This is a genomic window from Domibacillus aminovorans, assembly GCF_001643235.1.
Classification (GTDB): domain Bacteria; phylum Bacillota; class Bacilli; order Bacillales; family Domibacillaceae; genus Domibacillus; species Domibacillus aminovorans.
The window spans coordinates 131,626-138,004 of sequence record NZ_LQWY01000016.1 but is presented as its reverse complement, the minus strand read 5'-3'; the positions used below and the strand labels follow the sequence as shown (position 1 = coordinate 138,004).

Genomic DNA, 6,379 nt, shown 5'->3' with positions numbered 1-6,379 from the left:
CAAGAGTTGAATCAAGCGTTGCAATTGGTAAAAAAAGGCCTGTCGCCAATGGAAAGATAAAAATTCCATAATGTATCCATCTCCAAAACAGCGGTTTATCTTTTTCATGCTCATGTGAATGGTCACAGCAATGCTCATCTTCAGAAGTTGTGGCAACGTTATATATTTGCACAATCGTGAGAATAGCAAACGTAAAAATAGCGATATACGAAATATACTCATATTTCATATTAATATATTTCGATATGTTACCCGATGTATGAAGATGTTGAAAGAAATATGTAAAGACCATTAAAACCAATGCACGAAACATTTATTTCCTCCTTCCTTACAAGAGCAGTGAGCCTAGAAATACAAACAGCGCAATAGAACCAATTAAACTAAAAACAAATCGTTTGTTAAATACACTAAGCATCATTAACATATTTTTAATATCAACCATCGGTCCAAAAACAAGAAAGGCCACCAATGCACCTGTTGAAAATGTTCCTCTAAAGGATGAGGCAACAAAAGCATCAGCCTCTGAGCATAATGATAAAATATAGGCCAATCCCATCATGACCAGTGAAGAGGTTGCCTCTGTTTGACCAAGTTCAATCAACGTAGATGTTTTCAAAAATGTCTGCATCGATGCGGCAATAAAAGCGCCGATAATTAAATATTTACCAACAGAAAAAAATTCATCCACCGCATGACGAAGCATGTGGATAAACTTCTTTGAGATTGTTTGAGAAGCAGGCTGATGACTGTGTGTATGAGCTGCTTTTTTCAAGAGTTCATTGCCTTTAAATTGATAAGATAAGAGAATACCGATTAAAAGGGCCACGACCAAAGACAATCCACCCCGATACAGTACCATATCCCACTGATTTCCAAAAGCGATATAAGTAGAAAATAATACGACAGGATTAATAATGGGCCCTGTTAACATAAAAGGAATCGCTGTATGAAGAGGTACCCCTTTTAACAATAACCTGCGGACAATCGGAACAATTCCACATTCACAAGCCGGAAATAAAGCGCCAATCAGTGTTCCATATAAAACGGCCAGGAAGCGGTTCTTCGGCACTACTTTTGCCACCATTTCTTCACTAATAAACATCTGGATAAATCCCGCGACAAAAACACCGATTAATACAAACGGAAATGCTTCTATTAAGATACTAATAAATATTGTATTTAATTGTAAAAAAACAGACAAAGTAAGCCTTTCCTCTCCATTTTTATTCGATTATTTTTTCATGTATATTTAATCATATAATAACACGCATGGTATAAAAATATTGAATTGTTGGCTTTACTAAAAAATTAATAAGGTGTATTTTGATAAAAATAATTTGGCTTTTTAACTTCATTTTTATATGGTTTATGATAAATATGTGTTGTAGCAGGCGCTAATGGCGGGATGAGCCAAGCCCAATTACCAGTAACTGACCTTCCCTTTCTCATTTCTTTTTCTTCAAATTTTTTAAACTGTTGAGCCGCCGTATGATGGTCAACTATACTAACCCCATCTTCCTTAAAAGAATGCAAGACGGCTGTATTCAATTCTAGAAGTGCCCTGTCCTTCCATAAAGATCTATTGCTTCTTACATCTAATTCCATTAAAGATCCTATCTGAGGAAGCATATTATACCGCCATTCATCCGCTAAGTTTCGTGCCCCTATCTCAGTGCCCATGTACCATCCATTAAAGGGAGCCGCCGTATAAGTAATGCCACCTATTTCAAGCTTCATGTCCGAGACCATGGGAACTGCATACCATTTAAGTTGTAAATCTTCAAACCATTGATAATCAGGGTGGCGAATAGGAACTTCAAGAAGTAGGTTATCTGGAATTTCAACTAAACGTGGACGTTGCTTATTCATTTGAATGACTAAGGGTAAAACATCAAATTTACCGTACTTTGGTTCCCACCCTAGTTTTATGCAAGTCTCTGTAAACGCTAAGGAATCAGGATCTCCTAAAACACCTTGTTCAGTATGATAACCTGCGTAACGAATTAATTGGTGATTCCATATACGTACCGTTTTATGTGCAACTTTCTGCGGGAAAATCGTTATTGTAGGGCGTATACGGCCTTTATTCGTTGCCGTCTCTATATGCTCAAATAAAGCCTCCATGATCTCATCTTCTGTGTTTAAATGTCTCTTATCTATTACATGTAAATGATCCCAAAATAATCTTCCTATACAACGATTACTATTTCGCCAGGCCATTTTTGCTCCATATTCTAGTTCCTCTGCTGTATGTTCATAATAACCTTTGCTTACTACCTTTTTATGAATATGATTCAGCCTATCTTCTAGTTCCTGCTCCGTTTTATTTAATTCCCTATAACAAGAACGAATAAAATCTTCTGCCTCTTTAAGTATACCGTTAATCAAAATGAATCCTCCTATGATCATGTTCTAATAATATACCACAGGCGGATTTGAATAAAAACGGAGCATATTTGTCGTGACTTCTCCGTTTTACTTCAAAAGTTCTCGTCGTTAGTCTTACGTAAACTTATTTCAACAGATGATAACATGAAGGCATCGCTCTTCGAATACAATAGGTCTGAGAAGTACAATCAGAGGGGTGAATGTGCGATTCCTACATTTGTGACACAATCATTGGAGGAAATTCGGTTTTGGTCACGGATTATGAAAGAACACGCTTTCTTTTTAAGCCTCGGATTTACCGCTGATCAGACAGAACTGATTAAAGAAGCCAAACAATTTATTGTGATATTTGAACGGATTGAAGAACAAGCTAGCCAGTATAATGAAAAAACGGATCCCGAGGTCATTCGAAAATTTAACATTCAAGTATATCAAGCAGCTGCTTCTATTTGGGCTTATAAACGAAAAGTATTAGGACTCATATTAAGTTGTAAAATTATTTCAAACAATATTCCGTTACTAGTCGACCATACAAGCCGGGAAGCTTATTATTTTGCGAAACGATTAAAGGAATTGAATGAAGGAATACTTCAACCTATACCTGAAGCCATCATTAAAGAGAATGTGTTTTTCTTAAAGATCATGGCAGACCACTCGAAGTTTATCGGCCATTTGTTAGATCCTTCTGAACGGAAACTCGTTGATCAAGCCCGAGAGTTCAGCAATGATTTCGATCAACTTCTTTTCCAAGCACAAGATTTGGATCACATGCGTCCACATTCTGAAACAAAACCAATGTTGGAGCAATTTCTTGATCAAAACCGAGTATCTGTTGTTTCGCTACGAGACTTTAAGAAAACAGCAAGAGATTTAATTGAGGCCTGTAAAATTAAGAGCAATATCCCCGCACTTCTGGCCGATCACGTATATCGTGAAGCAGATCATTTTCTTCATATTATTGATGCGTTCGATGCACACCTTACGTCACAAAATGCTTAACACGCAATGCCTGCATTTGAACAGAATGAAGCGACTACCCCCTCATGATAGGAAGGAGTAGTCGCTTCATTAAATGTTGCTTTATCTTTATCATCATCCGAAATAAACGTACTGAATACGCCTCGATGCTTCAATTTTTCCTTATTCAAGCATTTTTCAAACGACTAATCGAATTTTATTTCCTGATGGATCTTCAGTCACAAAAAAATCATTTTCAGTTGTCACTGAAGCACCGATTTCCTGCAATTGTTCAATCGCTTTTCCTCTTGCCTCTTCATTTGGAAAGACGAGAGTATACCAATTTAAACCGACGCTGTTTTTCTTCGGTGCCGGGGCACCTGCACCTTGCCACGTATTGATGGCAATATGATGATGGTAACGACCGGTAGCAATAAAAACAGCTTGAGGATAATGACTGACGACCGTAAAACCGAGACCCTTCACATAAAATTCTTCTGCTTTTTGCAGGTCAGATACGTGCAGATGAATATGACCCATTACCGTATCAGCCGGCAGCCCATTCCATTCTGAATTGCTTTCCGCGAGAAGACTTTCTCCATTTAAAGGGTCCGTTACCATCGAGACTTCCCCATTGGACCAAGTCCATTCTGAAGATGGCCGATCTCTGTACACTTCAATGCCATTTCCGTCTGGATCCGTAATGTAGAGTGCCTCACTTACATGATGATCCGACGCGCCGAATCGGTAACCTGTCTGAAGTAAATGCTGTAAAAAGATAGACAAGTCTGCACGAGTTGGCAGTAAAAGTGCAAAGTGATATAAACCAGATGTTCTCGCTTCTTTCGGTGTTACATCAATAGGCTGCTCAAGCGTTAATAACCCTGTTTTTCCGTCTGTCGTTAAGACTGCTTTGCGATCTGTTTGTTCCAATACTTGAAAACCGATCACATCTTGGTAAAAAGCAAGCGCGGTATCCAAATCGGTTACGTTTATATTAACCTGTCCGACAAATGTATTTGGTTTGCGATGAAAATTCTCCATTTTTATAATCTTCCTTTCTTATTTTTCTGTGGCATCTGTCCATTAAGGTGGCGCTCAGCTCCCTACAAAGCTCCCGCCAGTCCACCGTCTATATTCACGGCTGTCCCTGTTACGTAGGAGGCTGCATCTGAAACGAGGAATGTGATCACTTTAGCTGCCTCGTCTGTATTCCCGATACGTCCGAGAGGAATTTGATGATCTTTGTTCGTTGCATACTGTTCCCATGTAGATTCAGGTGCTTGTTGCTTCCATTTTTTTTCGATTTGATCACTTCGAATTAAACCGATGCAGACTGTGTTCACTCGAATGTTGTCGGGACCAAGATCTTTACTCATTGCTTTTGTGAGGGCCATACCTGCCGCTCGACTCACCGTAGTCGGCAATGAAGAGGCCGGCGGCGTTTTGGCGACCGCCGCCGTCACGTTCACAATCGCACCGCCGCCGACTTGCCGCATGTATGGGATGGCATAACGAGAACAATGAATAGCACCGAATAATTTCAAATCAAGGTCTTGTTGCCAAAGTTCCGTCTCTACTTGTTCAAATGGGTTTGCAGAGGAAGTGCCGGCATTATTGACAACAATGTCCAATCGGCCATACTTCTCTACGGTGGACGTAATCATTCTTTTGCAATCCTCTTCATTCGTCACATCCGCTTCGATATAAAACACCTGAACACCTGTTTCTTCAACTATACGATTCGCCGCCGCCTTTAAATTTTCACTGTTTCGTGCACATATAGTGACTTTCGCGCCTTCCTTTACTAATTGCAAAGCAGTTTCCAGTCCAATTCCTTTACTTGCACCCGTAATCAATGCGACTTTTCCTTTTAGCCCTAATTCCATTGCGTCTCCCTTCTAACTCTTACTCATTTGTGGGTTTATAAAATAAAACTCCATCCACTGACCAAAGCTTACTTCCATTTACCGCTAAAAATAGAGCGATAACCAAAAAGGCAAGATCAAGTTCGTAACCGGCCATTTCCGCTGTTCCTAAGAAACCGATGGCAATTTTCACTTTTAGTATAGCCCCAATCATAACGACAGCAAGCAGTGCAGAAACAATTCGTGTTCCAAGTCCTAAAATGAGTGCAATTCCGCCAACCAATTCTATTGTTCCAACAACATATGCTAAAAATCCTGGAATCCCAATACTTTCAAACCATCCGACAGTATTACCGATACCGCCTTGAAATTTCACGAGCCCGTGTACGAAGAAACTAATTCCTAACACCATTCTTAATAAGAATATACTTACCCCTAATTTATTCATCTCTATTTCCTCCTAAATTTTTGAACCACGCTGTAAAATCATGATGGTTTTTATTTGAAACGGTATGACCTTCCGGATAGGCGCTAAATGTTGAAGCGGCTCCATGCTGTTTATAAAATGCTTCTGCATTAACACCCCATTCATATGGAAGGACTTGATCGTACTCACCGTGTGAAATGAATGCCGCCACTTGATCCATCGATTGAATGTCATACTCTTCTTTTACGAAAGCCGGGATATAACCGCTTAGCGCTATAATCCCTTTTATGCGGGTTCCGAGCTTTAGTCCAAGTGTCATCGAAAGAATCGCCCCTTGGCTGAATCCCATTAAAAATAGATCGTCCGTATTGACCTGGTACTTTTCCACCGCGTACTCTATAAAATTTTCAAGTTTATTTATTGCACTGTCAAACGCGTCTCTATGCGGGTTTCCGAATCCTTGAATCGTGAAAAAAGCATAACCCGGCGGCTGTTGAATAGGTCCTCTTATACTGAAAACAAACCGATTTTTATCCATCCCCGAGACGAGTGGCATCATATTCTGTTCGTTGCTTCCCATTCCGTGCAATAAGAAAATGGCTGGATATTTCTTTCCCGGTTCAATGTTTTCAGGGCTGCGAAGTTCATAAACAAGCTGATCTTTCATATCTTCAAATTCCTCCTTTTATATTCCTTTAAAAATATATTATTCGTATAAGTAAACATTTTTCGCAAAAAA

General features: G+C 39.4%; 8 protein-coding genes. 1 reads left to right on the top strand and 7 read right to left on the bottom strand.

Annotated features, from left to right (window positions below; all coding sequences use genetic code 11):
- The 3 genes from AWH49_RS07965 to AWH49_RS07955 form a co-directional block, all read right to left on the bottom strand.
- A partial coding sequence (locus AWH49_RS07965) for a DUF1980 domain-containing protein (protein WP_157723687.1) occupies positions 1-313 on the bottom strand: 313 nt, incomplete at its 3' end.
- Positions 314-328: 15 nt separating this feature from the next.
- The gene (locus AWH49_RS07960; protein ID WP_063965259.1) at positions 329-1,201 is read right to left on the bottom strand and encodes a permease; all 873 of its coding nucleotides are present in this window, start codon (positions 1,199-1,201) and stop codon (positions 329-331) included.
- Positions 1,202-1,308: 107 nt separating this feature from the next.
- Complete coding sequence (locus tag AWH49_RS07955; protein WP_094777154.1) at positions 1,309-2,388, bottom strand: nitric oxide synthase oxygenase; 1,080 nt, start codon at positions 2,386-2,388, stop codon at positions 1,309-1,311.
- 144 nt (positions 2,389-2,532) lie between these two features.
- Here AWH49_RS07955 and AWH49_RS07950 point away from each other — a divergent pair, with 144 nt between their 5' ends.
- The gene (locus tag AWH49_RS07950; RefSeq protein ID WP_063965257.1) at positions 2,533-3,387 is read left to right on the top strand and encodes a DUF2935 domain-containing protein; all 855 of its coding nucleotides are present in this window, start codon (positions 2,533-2,535) and stop codon (positions 3,385-3,387) included.
- Between the two features lie 156 nt (positions 3,388-3,543).
- On the opposite strand, the gene AWH49_RS07945 is transcribed toward AWH49_RS07950, so the two are convergent.
- The 4 genes from AWH49_RS07945 to AWH49_RS07930 all read right to left on the bottom strand — a co-directional run bounded on the left by AWH49_RS07945 (position 3,544) and on the right by AWH49_RS07930 (position 6,307).
- Positions 3,544-4,389 (bottom strand): VOC family protein, encoded by an 846-nt coding sequence (locus tag AWH49_RS07945; protein ID WP_063965256.1) that lies wholly within the window; start codon positions 4,387-4,389, stop codon positions 3,544-3,546.
- A 62-nt stretch (positions 4,390-4,451) separates the two neighbouring features.
- Positions 4,452-5,234, bottom strand: a complete 783-nt coding sequence (locus AWH49_RS07940; protein ID WP_063965255.1) for an SDR family NAD(P)-dependent oxidoreductase — start codon at positions 5,232-5,234, stop codon at positions 4,452-4,454.
- Between the two features lie 19 nt (positions 5,235-5,253).
- Entirely contained in the window at positions 5,254-5,661 is a 408-nt protein-coding gene (locus AWH49_RS07935) for a DoxX family protein (RefSeq protein WP_063965254.1), read from the bottom strand.
- Positions 5,654-6,307 (bottom strand): alpha/beta hydrolase, encoded by a 654-nt coding sequence (locus AWH49_RS07930; RefSeq protein ID WP_063965253.1) that lies wholly within the window; start codon positions 6,305-6,307, stop codon positions 5,654-5,656. Before AWH49_RS07930 ends, AWH49_RS07935 begins: the two co-directional genes overlap by 8 nt.
- Positions 6,308-6,379 lie beyond the last annotated feature (72 nt).